Here is a 21,626-nt window from a genome sequence, read left to right on the forward strand (position 1 = left end):
CGGCCTCAAGAAGGAGTAACATCGGGGCTTGCAGCGACGGACCTCAGGACACTCTTACACCACGTCTGCGCGCGCCACCTATGCAGGGGCCTTCGATTGCAGAATACTCGCAAAAATGCACGTCGCCACCGCCCCCACATGGCGCGAAGCAAAACACAAGCGCGGCCTAAAAGGCCGCGCACCATCTTTAATTCAAATCTATATTGCCCGTACGACAGCGCCAGGGTGACGCAGGCCCGAGGGCGACCTTCCTTTCCGGCGCACTCCGCAGGACGAAAGAGCCTCCGCCGCACGAAGTGCGCAGCGGAGGCTCTTTCATGTCCGAGGACGCGCCGGAAAGGAAGGTCGCCCTCGGGCCGGACATATCCGTAAGACAAATTACGCGACGGTGTAAACCCAGTTGTGCTTGTCCTCGACAGCACCGGACTGGATGCCAGTCAGGGTCTCGCGGAGCTTCTTCATCACAGGGCCGATCTCGGTATATCCAGCCGGGAAGGTCACGGTCTCGTCGGCGCCGTAAACCTTGTTGTCGATTTCGCCAACCGGAGAGATGACGGCAGCGGTGCCGCACAGGCCGCACTCCACAAAGGTGCCGGCCTTGACCTCGGCCCACTCGACGGGGCGCTGGTCAACGGTCATGCCCAGGTCCTGAGCGACCTGAACGAGCGAACGACGGGTGATGGAGGGCAGGATGGAGTCGGTGTGCGACTGCGGAACGACGAGCGTGCCATCCTCTTTCACGAACAGGACGTTGGCGCCACCGGTCTCCTCGACATAGGTGCGGGACTCGGAGTCGAGATACAGGTTCTCGGCATAGCCCTCGCGATGGGCCTCCATCGTGGGCTTAAGGGACATGGCGTAGTTCAGGCCGGCCTTGATGTTGCCGGTACCGTGCGGTGCGGCACGGTCATACTCGGAAACGCGCAGCTTGACGGGCTTGAGGCCACCCTTAAAGTACGGACCGACCGGGGTCACGAGAATACGGAACGTGTACTCAGGAGCGGGAGCCACGCCGATCACGTCACCGGAGCCGATCATAAACGGACGCACGTACAGGGTCGCGCCGGAACCGAAGGGCGGAACCCAGGCGGCGTTGGCAGAAACGACCTGCTTGACGGCCTCAACGAACTTGTCCTTGGGGAACGGGGGCATCTCGAGGCGCTGCGCAGAGTTGTACATACGCTCGGCGTTCATATCGGGACGGAAGCAGACGATGCTGCCGTCCTCGGCGGTGTAGGCCTTCAGGCCCTCAAAGACCTCCTGGCAGTAATGGAAGATGCCACCGCACTCGGAGACATGCAGGGTGTGGTCGGTGGTCAGGCCGCCCTCGTCCCACTCGCCATCCTTCCAATGGGCCTCGTAGCTGTAATCGGTCTTCATGTAGCCAAAGCCGAGGCTACCCCAATCGATACCCTTCTTCTCGACAGTCATATGTCGCTCCTTACATACACAGTTGTATACTCGCGAACCCGTACGCAAGGACCGAGGCCGGCCGCGTCGCAACGTCGCACGCCCAGAGCGTAGAGCCGGACGGGACACGCGAACAGCATCAAAGTCGATGGCACGTCGATTCGCATGCACGAGATTGTACTCCCCGTACGCGTCTGATAAAACGTTTTTCTTTAACTAACTAAAGTATTTTCATTTGACCGAAGCAAAAAGGCCCGCCACCGTAAGCGGTGACGGGCCTCAACGGCACGGTTTGCGCGCTGGCTCGAGCTACGCGTTCTTTTTGCCCAGCTTAGCCTTGACCAGACCGACCACGGTCGGGATGATCGACACGGCAACGATGCCGACAATCAGCAGCTCAAAGTGCTCCTGCACAAAGGGAATGCCGCCAAAGAAGTAGCCCAGCAGCGTAAAGACCGTCGACCAGGTAATGCCGCCCAGCACGTTAAAGACGACAAAGTTGCGCCAGTGCATGCCGCCCATGCCAGCGATAAAGGGCACAAAGGTGCGGATAAACGGGAAGAAGCGACCCAGGAAGATGGCCAGGTGACCCCACTTGTCCAAGAAGTCCTCGGACTTTTTAATGCGCTCGGGCGTCATGGCCTTGACCTTGCCCGAAGCGATGATCTTTTTGCCAAAGAAGTGACCGATCATAAAGTTGCACTGATCGCCCAAAATGGCAGCGGCCCATGCGGTGGCCAGAAGCGCCACAATGTTAAAGCCGCCATTGTGGGCAAAGAAACCCGAGGCGAACAGCAGCGAATCACCGGGAAGGAACGGGAAGAACACCACGCCCGTCTCGATAAAGATGATCAGGAACACGCAGCCGTAGGCCATAAGCGGGCCGGCGGCGATCCAGCTGGCGATCGCGGTGCGCGGGTCCTTAAGCAGCTCGGCAATAAAATTGATGAAACCCATGAAGTAAAACCTCTCAGTTGTGGGCGCGGATACGTCCAAGTTGACCAGTATACGGTTGCGGTGCCCCCTCGTGCGCAACCCCACAAAAGCATGACTCCATTACCAGCAAGTTTGCATAACTGACACTTGTAGCGCAAAGCCGCCAAGATTGTCCTTTTTAATCCCTAGCGAATCGCTATACTTTATTGAATCGCATTGCCATGGCGCTAAGGGAGGGCGGCCGGTGAGCTTTATCAATACCATTCGCGAGGACATCAAGACCGTCCAGGCGCAGGACCCCGCCGCGCAAAACGGTCTGGTCATCTTTCTTTCCTATCCTGGCCTGCACGCCAAGTGGAACCACGTGCCCGAGCACTGGCTGTGGGAGCACGGTCATCGCTCGCTCGCCCGCGTGCTCTCGCAAATCACCCGCCACATCACCGGCGTCGAGATTCACCCTGCCGCGCAGATTGGCAAGCACTTCTTTATCGACCACGCCATGGGCGTCGTCATCGGCGAGACCACCATTGTGGGCGACAACTGTGTGCTCTACCAGGGCGTCACGCTCGGCGGCACCGGCAACGAGACCGGCAAGCGTCACCCCACCCTGGGCAACAATGTCACGGTGGGCACGGGCGCCAAGGTGCTCGGCAACATCCGCATCGGCAACAACGTCAAGATCGGCGGCAACTCGGTCGTCGTTAAGGACGTCCCCGACAACTGCACCGTCGTGGGCGTGCCGGGACGCATCATCAAGCGCAACGGTTGCCGTGTGTTCGAGGAGAGTTTCGACGCCAAGCAGCATCGCGAGTACATGCCCGATGACGCCGCCGAGCAGTCCGCCCTCAACCGCCAGGGCATCACCGAGAATGCCCGCCGCGTCAAGGAACTCGAGCGAGAGGTGGCCGAGCTCAAGGCCCTCGTCGCCAAGCTCGTGGACGAACGCTAGGAACGCAAGCGGCACAAAACGACATCGGCATCAACGCAAAGGCGCGCCAGGGAATTCATCCCCGGCGCGCCTTATTTGTGATGTGGCAAAGAGACTGTCCCTTTGTCACATTATGCGAACTGGCTCAGATAGAGGTCGGCGTAGGCACCCTCGGCAGCCAGCAGCTCCTCATGCGTGCCCTGCTCGATAATGTTGCCGTGATCCATGACCAAGATCAGGTCGGCGTCCACGATCGTCGACAGGCGGTGCGCGATCACAAAGCTCGTGCGCCCGCGCATGAGCGCGTCCATGGCACGACCGATGGCAAGCTCGGTACGCGTATCCACGCTTGAGGTCGCCTCGTCCAGGATGAGAATCGCCGGGTTATTGAGCAGCACGCGTGCGATGGTCAGCAGCTGACGCTGGCCCTGGCTGATGCTTTCGGCATCGTTGGCCACGCGCGTGTCGTAGCCCTGCGGCATGGTGCGCACAAAGAAGTCGACCTGCGCGGCGCGCGCAGCCGCCACGATCTCCTCACGCGTCGCCTCGGGACAGCCGTAGGCGATGTTTTCGGCAATCGTGCCATCGAACAGCCAGGCGTCCTGCAGCACCATGCCAAACTGCTGCCGTAGCTCGCCGCGGTCCATGCGGCTCGTATCCACGCCGTCGAGCGTAATACGCCCGCCGTCAATCTCGTAGAAGCGCATGAGCAGGTTGATGAGCGTCGTCTTGCCCGCGCCCGTGGTTCCCACCACGGCAATCTTCTGGCCCGGCTCGGCGGTAAACGACACGTCGTGCATAAGCGGCTTGTCGGGCGAATAACCAAAGCGCACGTGCTCAAAGGAGACGCGACCCTCAACGCGACCCGGCAGCTTGGCGGCCTCGTCCGGCAGCGGATCGGCCTCCATCTCGGGCTCATCGAGCAGGTCGAACACGCGCTCCGCACTCGCCAACGCGCTCTGCAGCGAGTTGAAGGTAAACGACAGCTGCGTCATGGGTTCGGACGCCTCGTAGATAAACTGGAAGAACGCCTGGAACACGCCGACGGTCATGTGACCGGCAACCAGCATGCTGCAGCCCACCAGCGCGATCACGATCTGCGCCAAACGGCCGATAAAGCGCACCGCAGGGCCGACGGCATTGATCATAAAGTCGGCCTTGGCACTCACGCGTGCCAGCTCGCCCGAGGCCTGGTGCACCTCGGCAGAACTTTGGCGTTCGCGGTTAAACGCGCGGATCACCAGACGGCCCGAATAGCCTTCCTCGACCGCACTCGTAATCTTGGACACCCACTCCTGGCGCTCGCCCGTCACATCGTGTGTGCGGCGCGAGACGACCTTCGTCACCAGCAGCGACAGTGCCGTAAAGAACAGAAAGACGAGCGTAAGCTGCACGCTGAACACGAACATCACGCTCACAGCACCAACAACCGTGCCGATCGACACGAGCAGCTGCAGCAATCCGCGCTGCATGCTCTCGGACATCTTGTCCAGGTCGTTGGTCGCGCGGCTGACGACCTCGCCGGGACGATGCGCGTCAAAATAGGCGAGCGGCAGACGGTTGAGCTTTTGCGCGATGCGGTTGCGCAGGCGCAGATTGAGACGCTCAGCGACGCTCGACATCAAAAAGCTCTGGAGCGCATAGAACGAGGCAGCGGCAGTCCAGATCATAAAGTAGACGAAAATGGTCTTGCCGCAGTTCTCCCAGGTGATGCTGAAAGTGGTGTCGTTGGCAAACGCCACCTGAATGTGGCCCCACAGCTCATCGATCACGCGGGCGCTATATGCCGGCGCGGCGGTGTTAAAGATGACATAGAACACAATGCTCGCGAACACGATATAGAAGCGCCAATGGTCGCCGGCAGCCTCACTCCACAGGCGGCGCACCGTCGCCCAGGTATCCCGAGGCGTCTCGTCCTCGTCTTCGTCGTCCACGTCGCGCATACGCTCTGCCTCGGCGCGGGCGCGCTCGTCCTCGGCACGTTCGTTTTCCTCGTAGAGCGCTTGGCGGCGAGCCTCGCGCTTGGCGGCGTCATCCAGCTCGGTCGACGCGGCAGCCGTTTCCTCGACCAGTCCCGCGGCAGCGGCGTCATCAACGCCGCCCTGCTTCTTGAGCTCCCCGGTCATGCTACTCACCTCCCTTCATTTGCGATTCCGCGATGGCGCGGTACACCTCGCAGGTTTCCATAAGCTCGCCATGCGTGCCCAGACCCACAACCTCGCCGTCCTTGAGCACGACGATCTGGTCGGCGTGCAAGATCGTCGATATGCGCTGCGCGATGATGAGCACCGCAGCGTCACGCGTCTCGTCTTGCAACGCATGGCGCAGGGCGGCATCGGTCTTAAAGTCCAGGGCCGAGAAACTGTCATCGAAGATATATAGATCGGCATGCTTCATGAGCGCACGGGCGATGGCCAGACGCTGGCGCTGGCCGCCCGAAAAGTTCGTGCCGCCCTGCGCCACCGGGGTATCGAGCCCCTGCGGCTGATCGAGCACAAAGGTGCTCTGGGCAACCCGGAGCGCATGAAGCATGTCGGCCTCAGTCGCGTCTTCGTTGCCAAAGCGCAGATTGCTTGCTACGGTGCCCGAGAACAGCCATGCCTTTTGCGGCACATAGGCAATGCGCCCGCGAATCTCGTCTTGCGAAAGGTCGTGCAGATCAACGCCGTCCAGGCGAATGGCGCCCTTGGTGGCATCGTGGAAGCGCAGCAGGAGCTTGGCCACCGTCGATTTGCCCGAGCCCGTCGAGCCGACGATCGCGGTCGTCTGACCGCGGCGACAGGTAAAGCTCAGATTGCACAGCGTGTCCTCGTCGGCGTCGTCAAAACGAAACGACATATGATCGAACACGGCGACCGCGTCGGCTCCGTCTGCGGACTCAGGCGCCCCGTCGCCCAGCGTAGCCTTGCCGTCCACGATGCTCGGCTCGATTTCGAGCACCTGCTGCGCACGGTTGAGGCACGCCGCGGCGCGCGGAAGCGTCAGAATCACCATCTGCGCCATCATCACAAAGAAAAGAATCAGGATCGCGTATTCCAACACGGCCGAAATGCTGCCGATTTGCATGGCGTGGACGCCCACGCGGTTGCCGCCCACCCACAGCACCGCCACCTCGGCGATGTTCATCAAAAAGAAGCTGGAGCTGTCGAGGCCCACAAACAGGTGGTTGACCTTGATGGCGTTGGCCGCGTAATCGCTAAACACCTCATCCAGGCGCTGCTCCTCGTGGCGCTCCTTGTTAAATGCGCGGATGACGCGCACGCCCACGATGTTCTCGCGCAGCACCACGTTCATGCGGTCGATAAAGCTCTGCAGGCGCATAAAAATCGGCGCGGCGTTAGCCACCGTAAAGACCGCCGCCACCAGCACGATCGCAACCACCACGCCCAGCAGCGTGCCCATGGCGGGATCGATGAACCAAGCAAAAATGATGCCTGCCACGGCCAAGAATGGCACCGGCAACACCAGCTGAATCGTCTGAAGGACAGCTTGCTGAATCACGTTGATGTCGTTGAGCGAGCGTGTGATCATCGAACCCGTGCCAAAGCGCTCAAAGTCGCTGGCGGACAGCTCGAGCGACTTGTCGTACACGGCATTGCGGATATCGCAGGCCACGTTGGCGGCCAGGCGCGCCGAAAGATAGCAGCCCAGCACCGTGCCGCCGCTGGCCATGCCGGTCGCGATAAGCATGTACAGGCCGTTACGTAAAATATAGTCGACATCGCCCGTGGTAATACCGGTGTTGACCATGTTCGCCAGCATCGTGGGAACCAACAGCGTACCGACGTTATCTATCAGCACCGCAAACAGCGTCACCGCAATCAGACCGCGGTACGGCCTCATAAACCTCATTAAGAGTCGCATGTGTCCCCCTCGCCCTTATCGTCAGCCTCGTTCTCGGCGGCCACTTGCCGTTTAAATGCCTCGCACTCTTCGTTCAGAACATGGGAGAATTTACCGACCAGGCGCATGATCTCGCGCTGTTCCCACGGCTCGAGCGCTTCGAATGCCTGTTGCTCGGCTTTTTGCGCCGGTAACGCGTAGCGCTTGGCAAACCGCACGCCTTCTTCGGTCAATCGCACAACCTTGTTCTTACGACTGCCCTCGGCAAACTCCAACGTCGCAAGCCCTCGCGCCCTAAGCGTCTTGATCGCCGAATTGATGGTCTGTTTGCTGTAGAACCATTCACTCGTCAGCCGACTCACGGCAACGCTTCCGCCCGCTGCACTCGTGTCGACGAGCATCCAGTAGGCGCAGTCCGAAAGACCGCAGGTACGCGCGAACTCCGAATAGATACGGTCAAGCCCGTTAAGCATCCGGTCGAAATCGACCAGGCTAACTGCACTATTCATCTCTCCCACCATTCGATAGTCCGAGTTTTGACCAATTTATATCTCTACATTAGTCCGAGTTTTGACTATCGTCAATACGCTCGTTGTTTATGGTCGGCTCTACATAAGCATATCGACAAAAAAGACCGCCGGCGCGGGGGCGGCGCCAGCGGTCACGTGAAAATCGGGTTTTATTGCCTGTTAAGCGGCGACGGCCTCATAGACCGTAGCACCCGAGAAGCTGTCATGCAGGCTTTTGCCGGCAATCCACGGCAGCTCGACGACCTCGCAGACCGTGTTGACCAGCTCGGAGCAGTCAGTAAAGTGGCCCTTGTCGTTGAGGGCCTCGCAATCCTGAACACGCCAATAGCCATCGGTGTGCGTGATGTAGTACTCGTGATCGTTGATCGACACGAAAGCGCGCGTCTTGGAACGCAGCAGCTTCAGAAATCCTTCGAAATCGGTCTCGACGACATCTCCAGCCTGGAACATGATGTTACCTCCTGGCCCGGCGCCACCACGGCGCATTGATAAACGTTGGTGCTCCTTTAGTAAAACCTTTATCAGAGGTTATGCGTTCGTCATTTAGGCAAGTGGTAAAAAACCGCAGGGTAGACGGGATAAAACGTTTAACCATCCCATTTGTTTGTCACATTCTGAAGGTACTTTTATGCAAACCTACTTTCCCAATTGGAATCTATCCTTTTGGCCGGGCAATTGACCGTCTATCGTTTAAGCCCGGCGGGTATGAACGGGGCATCTGCAACGCCACCGCAAGGAGACACCATGGAGACTATCGAAGCACTCATTCACCGCCGCAGCTGCCGCAACTACAGCGATCGTCCCGTCGAGGCCGAAAAGCTTGCACGTATTATCGAAGCCGGCCAATATGCACCGAGCGGCATGGGCCGTCAGCCGGTGACGTTTGTCGCCGTCACTGACCCCGCGACCGTCGAGCGTCTCTCACAGCTCAACGCCCAGGTCATGGGCAGCAACAGCGACCCCTTCTATGGCGCCAAGACCGTTGTGGTGGTGCTGGTTGACCGCAGCGTGCCCACACATCTGGAAGACGGCTCGCTCGCCATGGGCAACTTGCTCAACGCCGCCTATGCACTGGGTGTCGATTCGTGCTGGATTCACCGCGCGCATGAGGTCTTTGACTCGCCCGAGGGCCTGGAGCTGCTGGCCAGCTGGGGCCTGCCCGCCAACGGCAGCCTGCGCGGTGTCGGTAACTGCATTCTTGGCTACGCCGAGGACACGCTGCCCGAGGCAAAGCCGCGCCGCGACAACGTGGTGTACGTTAGGTAGCGCAGGAGTGTCCTAAACTGCCGGCAGAAAAGGAACGTCCCCTTCTGCCGGCAAGCTATGTTGATATTTGAGTTGTCGTCGCTTCGCTTGTCTGGGCCGTCTCGGCGTCGTTACCTTGCTCGCCTTCGTCCTTTTGAGCATCTGCGATGGTGGAGGCCGCCGCAACGATACCACGCTGGGGCGCGACGCCCGTCTGGGTCTGAGCGCCCTCGATAACTTCTGTACCTGCATGCGCGAGCTCGGGCGATTTAAACACCGCGTCCAAGTTGGCGCCACCGCCGGCGTAGCCAAGCGCGGCGAGTGCGATGACGATCACTACAACGATGACCGCGATCGGAACATAACGATGCCAACCAGCCGGGTTGAGCCCGCTGCGGCGAGCCGCCCCGCGGCTGATGTAACCGAGCGTGCCGTCGTGCTTGAGCTTTGAGCCCACCACGCGCTTGCGGCCCCACAGCGACGACTCGGCCTGCATGGCCAAGCGAGCGCTTGCCGATGGATAGCCATATTTAGTGCGTTTGAACGAGCCATCAAACCCCGAGGCGTGTTTGCCCCACGTCACCGATGTCGTGCGCCGGTTAACCGGCGCGGCGCTCCGCCTTCTGCGGCTCGGTTTTGAAGTCTCAGCCATTTGCCCTCGCACGCCGTAACCAAATCGAAACAATAACGCTTTGGACTGTAGCACACGCGTCGCGCGCGGTCACGGGCGCCTCGCTCAACGGTCATCGTCCTTCAGCAAGCGCCACAGCGTTGTACGGCTTATGCCCAGCACCTCCGCCGCACGGGTTCGGTTGCCGTGGAGATGATCTACAACCAAATGCGCGATATCTCGCTCGGTATCGGCCAGCGGTCGCAGGATATACAGGTCACTTTCGAGCGTCGGGGCGCCAAAGGTTGCGGTCTTAATCACGTCCTCTTGGGCGAGCACTTCCTCCGCCACAGCGCGGTCCACCGTGCCCGCCCCCACCAATATATACAGTCGTTCCGAGACCTCGCGGAGCTGCAGATAGTTGCGCGGCCAGCGGTAAGCATCGAGCGTCTTCGTCGCCGCGGCAGACAGCGTGGGCGTTGCCGTCCCAAATACATCAGCGAGATATTCCAAATAGCGCGCGACCTTCGTCGACGCGGCCCCCTGCTCGACGATTGCCGGCGCCACGCTCACCGCACAGGCGAAGCGTTCGGTCACAAAGGCGGCTTGATCACTTTCGCTACCGCCCGGCATGTCATTCGCCGTCAGCACCACATGGCAGCGCGTCGCCAACGCGGTGTCAGCCATCGTGGAGACCAGCTCGCGGAGGCGCTGGGGGCCAACCGCATTCCAGCCCTCAATGCAAAGGGTCAGCCCCGTTTGGAACAGCGGCGATTCGGAGCTTTTGAGCACATGGCGCCAACCGCGATCGGTGAGTTCATCGAGCGCGACGGAAACAAAGGGCTGATCGACAAAAGGGCCATCCAGATAGAGGCGCTTGGCAATCTCGACCTGACCCGCTCCCAGCTCGCCCTCGAGCATAAGGGGCACGCCGCGCGCATAGCTCTCGGTAACCGGTACAGCCACCGAGGCCGCCCCCTCAACGATGCCGTACGCGCTCGATTCATAGCGGACCTCAACTTCGTCGGCGTTGAGCCACTCGATGCCCGCATGCGCCGCGGCACCGCGCACCTCGCGGACCACAACGACCCAAAGCCTCCCGCCCTCTTTGTCGGTGGGGCGAACGGTCAGGCTCAGGCGCGTACCCTCACGCCCCATAACCAGACGCGCGCCGTCTCCTATACGGTCGAGACGCTCAGCGACAAAAGCCGCCACATCCCGCTCAAGCGCCGCGTCATTCATGGTCGAGATCGCGACGTCCCCACGCGCATCGATTGCCAATGCCGAGGCCCCGGCAGCAGCTAGGGCATCGGTCAAGATGTTCAGCTTGGCATTGCTATCCATGATTTGCCCCTGTCCGCGGCGACGTGCAACCGCCGACGGTCGCACGACCGAGTGTTTCAAAATTGAACGATATTGCTCACCAAACACTATAGGGCAGAAAGCGCCGTCCTGCGAGTATAGGTGTTGCCCCGCATCGCCATCCTGGCGGGGCGATAAGAGCTCTTCGGGACTTATAAACCTGCGGACAAGCCATACCCGCAAGAGCTCCTATCGCTCCACCGAAGGCTTGCGCTCACCGGCAGCCAGCACGCGAATAAGCTACTTCTCTACCAGATTCCCAGCACGTGCTGCATTCCCAAACTCATGCACGCAATGCCAATCCAGCAGCAAAAGCCCAACGCGATGGGCTTGCCGCCCTTTTTGACCAGCTCGACGATATCGGTATTAAAACCAATAGCCGCCATGGCCATCACAATAAAGAACTTCGACAGCTCCTTGATGGGCGCCGTGATGGACGCGGGAAGCTGAAGCACCGTGGTGATCACGCTCGCCAGCACAAAGAACAGCACAAACATGGGAAACGCACGTTTAAGCGAGAACGTGCTTTTGGCGTCACCGCCGGCCTTGCGTGCCAGATGCATCTGCCAGCATGCGAGGACCAGCGTGATGGGAATAATGGCCAGCGTCCTGGTGAGCTTGACCACTGTGGCGCTCTCGAGCACATTGGCGCCGGGATGCATGCTGTCCCAGGCGCTCGCCGCAGCCGTTACCGACGAGGTGTCGTTGATGGCGGTGCCGGCAAACAGGCCAAAGCCCTCGTTGGTCAGCCCGAGCATGCCGCCGAGCGTCGGAAACACGAGCGCCGCGATAACGTTAAACAGGAAGATGACCGAAATGGCCTGGGCAATCTCGCGATCGTCGGCATCGATGACGGGCGCGGTCGCAGCGATGGCCGAACCGCCGCAAATCGACGAACCCACACCCACAAGCGTCGCGATCTTACCCGGTACGTTCATGACGCGGCAGAGCACAAAGGCGATGACAAGCGAGGTCGAGATTGTCGCCACGATAATCGGCAGCGACTGGGCGCCCTTGGACAGAATCTGGGAGAGGTTCATGCCAAAGCCAAGCAGGATAACCGCGTACTGCAAGACTTTTTTGGACGTATAGGTGACGCCGGCGGCGAGCTGTTCGCGACGATTCTTGGGAAAGACGAGCGCCAGGACCATGCCAAAGAGGATGGCGAATACCGGACCGCCGACCACCTCAACCTGTTTGCCGAGCAACGTCGCGGGAATGGCGATGATCAGGCAGAACAAGACGCCTTTCCAGCGCTCGCGTACGATATTTGCCAGTTGCATATGGGATTCCTTCTTTCTATTTCACGTTTGCGACGGCTTATGATACGGCAACATTGAGCACAGCCTTGCGCAAACACAGACTAAGATGCCGCGATAGTTCTCAGGCAACAGCCGAATTACCCACCGCGGAGAGCTGATTCGCGGCATAATTAACAACTGACATATGAGTTTGATAGAACAGTTGCGAGGCGCTATGGAAGAATCGATGCACGTCGGCGAGCAGGAAGCGAGCCTACAGGACCAGTCCTACCACACCATTCGACGCAAAATCGTCTACCTGGACTACAAGCCGGGCGAAAAGCTGGGCGTCAAGCAACTTTGCGACGACCTAGATATGGGGCGCACGCCCGTGCGCGAGGCTTTGGTTCGCTTGGCGCAGGAAGGCCTGGTGCGCACCGTGCCCCAGAGCGGCACCTACGTCTCGCCCATCAACCTCACCCTTGCTGAGAGTGCCTGTTACATCCGCGAGCATCTGGAAAAGCAGGTGATCGTGGAGTGCTGTGCGCGCGCCACGTCGGCCGGCATCGAGCAGCTCGACCGCGCCATCGTGCTGCAGGAAAAGGCCATGGCCGAAGAGGATCGCATCGGCTTCTTTTTGAGCGACAACCTCATGCATCACATGATTTTTAGCATCGCATGTCGCAGCACCGTGTGGTCGTGGCTCGAAGAGACCAATGCCGACCTGGAGCGCTTCCGCTGGCTGCGCGCCGCCACACAGGTTCTCGACAATCAGGACATCGTGAACGAGCACAAGCAGATTCGCCGCGCTATCGCCGGTCGCGACCCCATCGAAGCGAGCTTTTTGGTCAGCAAGCACCTGCACATGATGTTCCGCAACCAAACCGAAGTTCTGGACCAGTTCCCCGAGTACTTCGAGACCAGCAAGCTCCGCTAACCTACCAAAAAGGGACAGGTTCATTTTGGCAGGTTTTATCTGGTCAAATGCAACAAGGCCCGGCTCCGCTGCAACGGAGCCGGGCCTTAGTTGTTAGGATGACGGAACTCGATTACTCGACAGTAACGCTTTTCGCCAGGTTACGGGGCTGGTCGACGTCGCAGCCGCGCAGGATGGCGACCTCGCGTGCGAGCAGCTGCAGAGGAACGCTCGCCGTGATGGGGCTGAACACGTCGCGGACTGCCGGCACGCGGATGATGCAGTCGGCGATCTTGTTGATCTCCTCGTCGCCCTCGGTGGCAACGACGATGACCTTGGCACCGCGCGCCTTGCACTCCATAAGGTTCGACACGGTCTTGTCGTAGGTGGCACTCTTGGTGGCCACAGCGATGACAGGGAAGCCCGGGTCGATCAGGGCAATGGGGCCGTGCTTCATCTCGCCGGCGGCGTAGGCCTCAGCGTGCAGGTAGCTGACCTCCTTGAGCTTGAGCGCACCCTCGTAGGAAATAGCGGCACCCATGCCGCGGCCCACGAACAGCGCGGACTGCGCGTCCTTGCACAGCAGGGCGGCCTCATGAACGGCCTCGGTTTGGGTATCCAAAATCCACTGGATCTGCTCGGCCGTATCGGAAAGCTCGCGAAACAGCATGCGTGCCTGTTTGGTGGTCAGGCGGTACTTGACCTGCGCCAGCAGCAGGGCCAAAAGCGTGAGGCTCACGACCTGGCCGATGAAGCTCTTGGTCGAGGCGACCGCGATCTCCTTGTTGGCCTTGGTGTAGATGACGCCGTCGCTCTCACGCGCCACGGGGCTGCCCACCACGTTGGTGATGCCGAAGACCTTGGCGCCCTTGATGCGCGCGTCGCGGATGGCGGCGAGAGTGTCGGCCGTCTCGCCCGACTGGGACACGGCCACGACGAGCGTCGTCGGCGTAATGATGGGGTTGCGATAACGGAATTCGCTGGCCGCCTCCACCTCGGTGGGGATGCGAGCCCAGCCCTCGATAAGGTTCTTGGCAATGAGACCGGCATGGTAGCTGGTGCCGCAAGCGATCACGTAGACGCGGTCGATGTCGTTGAGTTCCTCGAGCGAAAGGCCCAGCTCGTCGATGTCGAGCTCGCCGGCCGGCGTCATACGACCGACCAGCGTGTCGCGCACGACGCGCGGCTGCTCGTGAATCTCCTTGAGCATAAAGTCGGGATAACCGCCCTTTTCTGCCATGTCCAGGTCCCAGTCGATGTGGGTGACCCTGGGCTCGATAACGTTGCCGGCCTCGTCGGTGTACTCGACGCCTGCGGGCGTGAGCTTGGCAAACTGACCGTCCTCGAGCACCACGACATCGCGGGTGGCGTCGATGAGCGCGATCACGTCGGAGGCAACGTAGGAGCCGGTCTCGCCCACGCCGACCACAATCGGGGAATCCTTGCGGGCCACGGCGATCACGCCGGGCTCGTCAGCGCACACGGCGGCCAGACCATAGGCACCGACCACGTGGGTGCAAGCCTCGCGCACGGAGGCCATCAGGTCGTGCGTCTCGGCATAGGCCTCTTCGATCAGATGCGCGAAGACCTCGGTATCGGTCTCGCTCTTAAAGTGGTGGCCGCGACCCTCCAGCTCTTCGCGCAGCTCGGCGAAGTTCTCGATGATGCCGTTGTGGACGATGGCGATACGACCGTCGCAGCTGGTGTGGGGGTGAGCGTTAACGACGGAGGGCTTGCCGTGGGTGGCCCAACGAGTGTGGCCGATACCGCAGGTAGCGTCGCTGTCGATGTTGGAAAGCTCGCTCTCCAGGCCCGCGACCTTGCCCACGCGGCGGATGACGTCGAGGTGCGCCGCGGCGCCCTCGCCCACCTCGAGCGCGACGCCCGAGGAGTCGTAGCCGCGATACTCCATACGCTTGAGGCCCGTGACCAGGATGTTCTTTGCAATATCAGAGCCGGTGTAGCCGACAATTCCGCACATAGGATAAATCCCTTCGTCCGCTTGACTGCAAAACGTCCACGCACAGGGGGCGCTGAGACGCATAACGTTCGAGTATTGTACTCACGCAAACGCAAGCTGATATACCAGAAGTGGTATCTCAACTTAGATACCACCCGATGCACACACGTCCAGCCGGTCCAAACCACCACAATGGGGACAGGCACCTTCGTGGTGGTCGCGCTGGCAACGGCGTTTCCCCAGATAAAACCTGCCAAAATAAACCTGTCCCTTTTTGGTAGATTTGGGATGCTACAATCTGGCTTGTACTTGAAACGCATCAAAGGGGCCGCTATGGCAAAGGTAAAAATCAGCGACGTCGCGCGCGAGGCCGGGGTTTCGTTGGGCACGGTTTCCAACGCGCTCAACCACCCCGAAAAGCTGCGCCCCGAGACCCTCAAGCTCATCAACGAGACCATCAATCGCCTTGGCTACCTGCCCAACCAAAGCGCCCGTCAGCTCGCGGGCGGCGCCACCAAGTCCTTTGGCCTGGTGCTCCCCCGTCTCGATCACGGCTTTTCGCTCCAAATCGCCAGCGGCGCCCACAACGAGGCCCGCAAGCACGGCTACGACTTGCTCATCGCCAACGCCGATAACGACGATATTCTCGAGGACCATTACCTGCGCTACTTTATGGGCACGCAGATGTCCGGCGTCATGGTTCAGCCCATGGCGTCCCCCGACTGGCATCCGGCCATGACTAAAATGCCCGTGCCGATCGTCCATCTGGACATCCACTGTTCCGAGCCCGGCTACTACGTAGCGGCCGACAACGAGGCCCAAGGTCGCATCATTGCCGAGCTCGCCATCGCCCGCGGCGCACACCATATTGTCGTCGTCGGCCGAGCAGCATTTATGCAGCTCATCCTACGCGTGCTTGGCATTCACAAGGCCCTCGCCCTGCACCCCGATATCAAGATCGAAGTCATCGACGCTGGCGAATGGAATACCGCTGCCGACGGCTACGGCATCGGTGCCCAAATCGCCGAGCGCCCCGCGAACGAACGCCCCGATTTTGTCGTCGGCCTGACCGACGTGTTGGCCTCGGGCGTTATCTCGGCGCTGGTCGACAAGGGCATCTCTGTCCCCGGGCAAGTACGCGTAGCAGGCTGCGATGGCAACCCGCTCGCTTGGAGTGGATCGGTCCCGCTCACTACGGTAGCGCCCCCGGGCTACGAGATTGGCCGCAAGGGCGTTCAATTGCTCATGGAGCAAATCGAGAACAAGGCCCCAGCAAAGACCAAGCATATCCGCGTCGGCTCTACAGCGCGCACCGTCACCGCAGTCACCGCCGCCGAGGACATCAACCGCCAAGAACTGGTACGTCCGTTCCTGCTGGAACGCGCCAGCACCCAGGCAAGCAGCCAGAGCGACGCCACGGCCATCAACCTCGGTGCGTATCTATAGCACGCCCGCAAGTATGCTAAGTCGCCGCTCAAGCAAAAGAGGCCCGACCATTGCCGGACCCCTTTTGTTTAAGCGCAAACGTAAGCAATTGCTCGTTTCAACGCCGCAATTGTCTAGCGCACGGCCTTGACCGCCGCCGCCAGATCGAACAACGTATCGAGCACGGCCTCGCAGCCATCCACCACGTCCTGCGGCAGCGGCACGATATCGGGGACGGCAAAGACGTGGCAGCCAGCCGTAATGCCCGAGACGCAGCCGTTGCGCGAATCCTCGACCACGGCACATTCCTCGGGAGTAAAGCCCGCGCGCTCGCAGGCGAGCAGATACATCTCGGGGTCGGGCTTGCCATGCACGACGTCCTCGCCACACGTTACCGTTTCAAACTTGTCAAAAAGACCGAATGCTTTAAGGTTGCGCTCGGCCGTAACATGGCGCGATGACGTTGCAAGGCCTACGTGATAGCCCGCAGCCAACAGCTCGTCTATGCACTCGGCAGCGCCGGCCTTAAGCTCCAGATCGGTCTTGACCATCTCGTCGCGAATCTCCTTGTGGCGGACATAGATCGCCTCGGCGGTCTCGTGGCTGCCGTAATGCTTATCGAGGATGTTCATGACATCGGGTAGCGTGCGACCGATAAACTGATGGATCAGCGCTTCATCAATCGCGAGCCCCAGCTCAGCGGCGCCTGCCTTCCAGGCCCTAATCCCCAAACGCTCGGTATCGACCAGCGTTCCATCCATGTCAAAAATAACAGCCTTGATCATATCGGTCCCCCATCGACTCTCGCTGTCGCATTGCCGCAACTCTACCGCATTTGACAACTTGTATATAACGTATATACCATATTGCACTTTCGTTACACAGATAGAAGTCTTATGGCAAGTAACGCATTAGGATTATAGTTTTCAATCGAGTACTCAACGATAAGGATCGTTTCATGATTTTAGACACCACGGCACCCGCAGAGGAGCTTCAAGACAAGCTATCGGCGCTCGAACAGCTGCTTTTGGCATACGGGCGCGTGGCTATCGGGTTTTCCGGTGGCGTCGACAGCAGCTTTTTGGCCGCCGTATGCGCCCGCATCATGCCTACCAATACCCTCCTTGTCCATCTCACCACGCCGCTCATCGGCACGCCCGAACAGGCTTCGTTTGAGCAGTCCGTTGATGGACAGGCCAATGAGGGGCCGCATTTTAAGCTCCCCGTGCTCAATCTTTCGGTCGATCAGCTGCAGCTCCCCCAGGTAGCCTGCAACGATGCCAATCGCTGCTACCACTGCAAGCACGCCGGCTTTACCGCCATCGTCAACCACGCCAAGTCGCTCGGCTTTCCCACCGTCATCGATGGCAGCAATGCAAGTGATCGCGGCGACTACCGCCCTGGTATGCGCGCGGCAAAAGAGCTCGGCGTACGCTCCCCTCTCATGGAGGTCGGCTTTACCAAGGACGAAGAGCGCGAGCTGCTGCGCACATGGGGCTATCCCGTTTGGAGCCTGCCGGCGGGAGCCTGTCTTGCCACGCGCGTCCCCACGGGCGAGGAGCTTACGCGCGAGAAGGTCTCCTTGATTCGCGCCTGCGAGGATTACCTGCACGATCTTGATCTGGCACAGGTACGCGCGCGCTTGGTCGGCGGCTGCATGCATATCGAGGCCGCACCCGCAGATGTTGCCAAGATTGCCACCCTCGGCGGTGCCGCCGTCGACGACAAGGGCAAGACCCCGCTGCCCGCCGTTATCGAGTCCGCGCTGCGCGAGCTGGGCTGCGACCATATCTCCCCCGAGGTCACCCCCTACATCCACGGCAACATGAATCAGTAACCTGCCAAAAGGGGACAGGTTTATTTTGGCAGGTTTTACCTGGGGAAATATCGCGAGGCAGTCGCCCCTCTAGCACCCATCTAACTTCGAGAGACGATAGAGGGGCAATTCGGCTGCATCTACTTCTTCCGATAGCGGCGGTTGCGGCTCGTCGATGAACCCATTACTTCGATGAGTCCTTTATCCGCCATTTTTGGCAGATGGTAACGGACAGACGAAATTCTGACCCCCGATGCAACCGCTATTTCTCGCGCCGTCATATCCACTTCGGCGCTGAGAGCCTCCAGGATCCTATCCGCCGTCGAAGCTGACGATTCTCTGTTCATATCGATAATTTCGAACGTGTCTTTGCCGCATTTTGACAGGACATGTTTATCCACAAGGTCCCCGCAGATCAGGCGAATGTCATCCGAATCCCACTTCAGGGCCTCTCGTATTTTTTGAACATCGCATACGCACCTATGCTCCCGCATAAACATGAGCAGTGTTTCCTCGCGATCCGTCAGCTCGGTGCCCACATGACTCTGAATCCACGTACGGTTTTCAGCAAGCTCCGCCCCGTGCCGGGAAAGCAGCACCGTAAACGAATCGGCCTTAACGATAAATTTCGGCCTGCCAAGCGAACGAGACTCCATCTCGCGAATCATAGCCGGGATACCAGATCCCTGGCTTTCCGCAACGGCCCCCTCGGCATGCTCTAACGGCGTCGCCCCCATTAGGCTCATGAGCTTTGGGTTTCGGCAGCGCGATTCCCCGTCTGCAAGATTGTCCACCGTCTTTCCGCCCCAAAGCCCGCCAGGGTTTTTGATCTCTATTCTGTCTGGATAGATATCGACACTCACGGCCTGCCCCACAAACATGGGCGAATATTCTCGATGGATGCAGGCATTTGCCAAGGCCTCGCGCAAAACCTCCTGGGGAACTTCCCAATCCTCCCTTCTGCCAGCGCCTTGCACTATCGTCGCTTTGCGCAAGTTTCGTCCAATCGCGGCAAGGGCATCTTCGATGCAAGCCGGAATCGGGCCATCGCACAACTGGCGGTCAATAAACCGGGGTTGCCCGGGTGCAGATTTTTCCACATCGGAATGAACGGCGACATCGATCATCAGTTTGGGATAGAACTGCTGGGGGTAAATTCCCGCCGACAGAAGCCCCGCGAGCTTCACGGCACCATCCTTTGTAGTGATATTGAGTCTGACCAGCTGCTTTTCCAGCGTATCGGCCCCGCGCAAAACGCGCGGGGTCTGCAGCCGGCGATTTGCGATAATAGACCGCACGACATCTGGATCCAAATCCTCGACCGTTGCCTCCGAAACCACCGTGCCGTCTGCATCGCTCGGAAGCAACGCACTCTGCAGCTCATATAGCTCAGCGGGTGACATCTTGATATCTTTATCATCCACGCGCTTGTAGCTACCGTTCTGCACGCCGCGCGCGCCGATATAGCAAGGCTTCGCTTTAAGCTCAAGTTCAAAGATGCGCACCAGAAGCACCTGGAGCCCGTCGACCTCGCCTCGATCAAGCTCGTACCGCGGCGCATGGGTCACCACTGCCGCTGAGCCTCCGTCTCCGATACCCGAAACAAACTGATCGCGCACCCTATCGATAGCAAAGTTAGCCGAAGGAACAAATCCTTCGGCCTCGTTCAGGCCCAAAATAATGAGCCCACCCGCAGTGTTCGCAAAAGCGCTCACTGTCTCCCATACGTCTGCGCTCAATTTATTCGTGCAGGCTTTAACTTCTACCGATGCGTCATCAGTCCCCCGCCTGCGAAGGCGCTCAACGATAAGGCCAAGAGGTTCATCCAGCAGCATTGGCATTCCGTCTCTCTAAAACGATAGATTTATCTCTCTAAAGTATAGTATATCTCTCTAACTTTAGAGAGATAGGCATCTTATTTTAGAGAGAAATTTAGAGAGATGCATCAAATTCACTGCTAGATTTCCTAATGTTATCTCTTTAACTGACCTTCTCTTTAAAGAGATATTTAGAGAGACGAGCGTAATCTCTCTAATCAAGGGCTCCACTCTTTAAGGTGCACACTTCCTAACCGTACCCTAAGTTGCGGTGAAATAACTCACGATTAGCCTGCCAAAAAAGGACAGGTTTATTTTGGTAGGTTTTATCTGGGGAAACTCCGAATAGCCCCACATGCATAACCGCTGCAGCTCCATATGAGGCAAATGAACCAGCAGCGTTTGCCCCAAAATCTTGAGTATTTGTTCGACAGAACGGCCCCTGCCGGCTCCTGCTAGACTGGTAGATTCCCAACCGCCCATCCAGGAGCCTCAATGTCGCGCAAGTCCGCCTACAAGCAAGTACTTTCCATCGGCACCGCCGTGGTGCTCGGGTTTGCGCTGTTTACGGGATCGCTCGACGGAGCGCCCAAGTTGTTGTCGCCGCAAAGCGATGAGCAGGCGACGGCTCTGGCCGAAAAACAAAACGAGAGTCCCAGCCGCACCGACGACGAGGCAGACCTGGTTGCCCGGCTCGAATCGGGAACAGCAAGCTCCGAGGACTCCGGCGATGGCTCCGAATCCACCGCGACCAACACCAACGGCAACGTTGCCTCCGCGGACAGTGCCGCCACCCCCATCGACGAAGTGGAAAACCCAGATCTCAACCGCGCCCGCGGCGTATATCTCAGCAGCATTCCAGACTACGCCGGCAATCCCTACGTCGCCCTTCGCGCCGACAGCGCGCACCCGCTCGGCATGCCGTCATTCACACTCGATGAATACGAACGCGCTGCAGAAGAGAGCTGCTTTAAGAAATTCTCCAAGCTCGACAGTATGGGCCGCACTCGCAAAGCGCTCGCCTGCGTGGGCCCCGACTCGCTCGGTCAAGGCAAGCGCGGCGATATCTCGCGCATCCATCCCGCCGGATGGCATCAGCAGCGCTACGACTTTATTCCGGGCCAGAGCCTCTACAACCGCTGCCACCTCATCGCCTGGTCGCTCTGCGGCGAAAACGCCAATCGCAAGGATCTCCTCACCGGCACGCGCTATCTCAACGAGACGGGCATGCTACCGTTTGAGGAGCAGATTCTCGGCTACATCCGCGAGACGGGCAACCACGTGCTCTATCGCGTCACACCCATGTATAACGAAGAGGAACTTGTCTGCCGCGGCGTGCGCCTTGAGGCGCAATCGGTCGAGGACCACGGCAAGACCCTCTGCTTCCACGTGTACTGCTACAACCTGCAGCCGCACGTGCAGATCGACTACGCCACCGGCCGCAACCAGGCATCCGGAGACTAGTGCCGACCGCACCGCCCGTAACCCAAAAATGATTCGTTTTCCTCCGTCCCCATGGGATCAAAAAAGGCCGCCCTGGATTACCCAGGGCGGCCTTTTCGTCAGCGTCCACATTGCAGGCAAAAC

18 protein-coding genes are annotated in these 21,626 nt (G+C 59.6%); 6 read left to right on the plus strand and 12 right to left on the minus strand.

Features of this window, described 5'->3' with window-relative positions:
* Positions 1-378 precede the first annotated feature (378 nt).
* Both GPK42_RS03420 and GPK42_RS03425 read right to left on the minus strand, forming a co-directional pair.
* Positions 379-1,431 carry a branched-chain amino acid aminotransferase gene (locus tag GPK42_RS03420; protein WP_215693533.1) on the minus strand — a complete coding sequence of 351 codons (1,053 nt, stop codon included), beginning with the start codon at positions 1,429-1,431 and terminating at the stop codon, positions 379-381.
* Positions 1,432-1,719: 288 nt separating this feature from the next.
* Positions 1,720-2,367 (minus strand): DedA family protein, encoded by a 648-nt coding sequence (locus GPK42_RS03425; RefSeq protein ID WP_055286255.1) that lies wholly within the window; start codon positions 2,365-2,367, stop codon positions 1,720-1,722.
* A 223-nt stretch (positions 2,368-2,590) separates the two neighbouring features.
* On the opposite strand from GPK42_RS03425, the gene cysE reads away from it, so the two are divergent.
* Complete coding sequence (cysE, locus tag GPK42_RS03430) at positions 2,591-3,295, plus strand: serine O-acetyltransferase (protein ID WP_035138740.1); 705 nt, start codon at positions 2,591-2,593, stop codon at positions 3,293-3,295.
* A 110-nt stretch (positions 3,296-3,405) separates the two neighbouring features.
* Here the strand turns inward: cysE and GPK42_RS03435 are convergent, their stop codons facing one another.
* The 4 genes from GPK42_RS03435 to GPK42_RS03450 all read right to left on the minus strand — a co-directional run bounded on the left by GPK42_RS03435 (position 3,406) and on the right by GPK42_RS03450 (position 8,097).
* Positions 3,406-5,400 carry an ABC transporter ATP-binding protein gene (locus tag GPK42_RS03435; RefSeq protein ID WP_215693535.1) on the minus strand — a complete coding sequence of 665 codons (1,995 nt, stop codon included), beginning with the start codon at positions 5,398-5,400 and terminating at the stop codon, positions 3,406-3,408.
* 1 nt (position 5,401) lies between these two features.
* Positions 5,402-7,126 (minus strand): ABC transporter ATP-binding protein, encoded by a 1,725-nt coding sequence (locus GPK42_RS03440; RefSeq protein ID WP_252200076.1) that lies wholly within the window; start codon positions 7,124-7,126, stop codon positions 5,402-5,404.
* Complete coding sequence (locus GPK42_RS03445) at positions 7,126-7,626, minus strand: MarR family winged helix-turn-helix transcriptional regulator (protein WP_215693539.1); 501 nt, start codon at positions 7,624-7,626, stop codon at positions 7,126-7,128. The genes GPK42_RS03440 and GPK42_RS03445 overlap by 1 nt, the downstream gene beginning before the upstream one ends.
* A gap of 180 nt (positions 7,627-7,806) precedes the next feature.
* Positions 7,807-8,097 (minus strand): hypothetical protein, encoded by a 291-nt coding sequence (locus GPK42_RS03450; protein WP_006235631.1) that lies wholly within the window; start codon positions 8,095-8,097, stop codon positions 7,807-7,809.
* A gap of 294 nt (positions 8,098-8,391) precedes the next feature.
* Between GPK42_RS03450 and GPK42_RS03455 the strand changes: the two genes are divergently transcribed.
* On the plus strand, positions 8,392-8,913 hold the full coding sequence (locus tag GPK42_RS03455; RefSeq protein WP_195568824.1) for a nitroreductase family protein: 522 nt from the start codon (positions 8,392-8,394) through the stop codon (positions 8,911-8,913).
* Positions 8,914-8,968: 55 nt separating this feature from the next.
* Here the strand turns inward: GPK42_RS03455 and GPK42_RS03460 are convergent, their stop codons facing one another.
* The 3 genes from GPK42_RS03460 to GPK42_RS03470 all read right to left on the minus strand — a co-directional run bounded on the left by GPK42_RS03460 (position 8,969) and on the right by GPK42_RS03470 (position 12,147).
* A complete protein-coding gene (locus GPK42_RS03460; protein ID WP_215693541.1) occupies positions 8,969-9,544 on the minus strand; it encodes a hypothetical protein in 576 nt (191 codons plus the stop codon).
* An 84-nt stretch (positions 9,545-9,628) separates the two neighbouring features.
* The gene (locus tag GPK42_RS03465) at positions 9,629-10,846 is read right to left on the minus strand and encodes a helix-turn-helix domain-containing protein (protein WP_215693543.1); all 1,218 of its coding nucleotides are present in this window, start codon (positions 10,844-10,846) and stop codon (positions 9,629-9,631) included.
* Between the two features lie 266 nt (positions 10,847-11,112).
* Positions 11,113-12,147: a YeiH family protein gene (locus tag GPK42_RS03470; protein WP_215693544.1), complete on the minus strand. Its 1,035-nt coding sequence runs from the start codon at positions 12,145-12,147 to the stop codon at positions 11,113-11,115.
* A gap of 193 nt (positions 12,148-12,340) precedes the next feature.
* Between GPK42_RS03470 and GPK42_RS03475 the strand changes: the two genes are divergently transcribed.
* A complete protein-coding gene (locus tag GPK42_RS03475; protein WP_229065402.1) occupies positions 12,341-13,042 on the plus strand; it encodes a GntR family transcriptional regulator in 702 nt (233 codons plus the stop codon).
* A gap of 112 nt (positions 13,043-13,154) precedes the next feature.
* On the opposite strand, the gene glmS is transcribed toward GPK42_RS03475, so the two are convergent.
* Entirely contained in the window at positions 13,155-15,002 is a 1,848-nt protein-coding gene (gene glmS, locus GPK42_RS03480) for a glutamine--fructose-6-phosphate transaminase (isomerizing) (RefSeq protein WP_215693546.1), read from the minus strand.
* A gap of 312 nt (positions 15,003-15,314) precedes the next feature.
* Here glmS and GPK42_RS03485 point away from each other — a divergent pair, with 312 nt between their 5' ends.
* A complete protein-coding gene (locus GPK42_RS03485) occupies positions 15,315-16,427 on the plus strand; it encodes a LacI family DNA-binding transcriptional regulator (RefSeq protein ID WP_252200071.1) in 1,113 nt (370 codons plus the stop codon).
* Between the two features lie 113 nt (positions 16,428-16,540).
* On the opposite strand, the gene GPK42_RS03490 is transcribed toward GPK42_RS03485, so the two are convergent.
* Entirely contained in the window at positions 16,541-17,191 is a 651-nt protein-coding gene (locus GPK42_RS03490) for an HAD family hydrolase (RefSeq protein WP_055286235.1), read from the minus strand.
* 173 nt (positions 17,192-17,364) lie between these two features.
* On the opposite strand from GPK42_RS03490, the gene larE reads away from it, so the two are divergent.
* A complete protein-coding gene (larE, locus tag GPK42_RS03495; RefSeq protein ID WP_215693550.1) occupies positions 17,365-18,243 on the plus strand; it encodes an ATP-dependent sacrificial sulfur transferase LarE in 879 nt (292 codons plus the stop codon).
* A gap of 119 nt (positions 18,244-18,362) precedes the next feature.
* Here the strand turns inward: larE and GPK42_RS03500 are convergent, their stop codons facing one another.
* Positions 18,363-20,057, minus strand: a complete 1,695-nt coding sequence (locus GPK42_RS03500) for an ATP-binding protein (protein WP_215693553.1) — start codon at positions 20,055-20,057, stop codon at positions 18,363-18,365.
* Positions 20,058-20,534: 477 nt separating this feature from the next.
* On the opposite strand from GPK42_RS03500, the gene GPK42_RS03505 reads away from it, so the two are divergent.
* On the plus strand, positions 20,535-21,503 hold the full coding sequence (locus tag GPK42_RS03505) for a DNA/RNA non-specific endonuclease (RefSeq protein ID WP_215693555.1): 969 nt from the start codon (positions 20,535-20,537) through the stop codon (positions 21,501-21,503).
* The last annotated feature ends 123 nt before the right edge of the window (positions 21,504-21,626 follow it).

The sequence above is a fragment of the Collinsella aerofaciens genome (genome assembly GCF_018785265.1).
GTDB lineage: Bacteria > Actinomycetota > Coriobacteriia > Coriobacteriales > Coriobacteriaceae > Collinsella > Collinsella aerofaciens_AI.